The sequence below is a fragment of the Frigoribacterium sp. AC759 genome (assembly GCF_979256015.1).
Genome location: NZ_CEEDMT010000187.1, coordinates 1 through 238, shown reverse-complemented (window position 1 = coordinate 238; position 238 = coordinate 1). Strand labels below are relative to the sequence as shown.

At 52.5% G+C, this 238-nt stretch carries 1 rRNA gene; it reads left to right on the top strand.

The annotated features are described in order from the left end of the window. Positions 1–142 (top strand): 16S ribosomal RNA (locus ACZ6JE_RS15590); the annotation flags it as partial. Positions 143–238 lie beyond the last annotated feature (96 nt).

The following is a 238-nucleotide window of genomic DNA, read 5'->3' as shown; positions in this document are numbered from 1 at the left end:
CCCGTCACACCATGGGAGTGGGTTGCACCAGAAGTAGCTAGTCTAACCTTCGGGAGGACGGGTTACCACGGTGTGATTCATGACTGGGGTGAAGTCGTAACAAGGTAGCCGTAGGGGAACCTGCGGCTGGATCACCTCCTTAATCGACGACATCAGCTGCTGCATGAGCTCCCACACGAATTGCTTGATTCATTGAAGAAGACGATAGAAGCAGCTTTAAGCTCCAAGCTGATAGCTC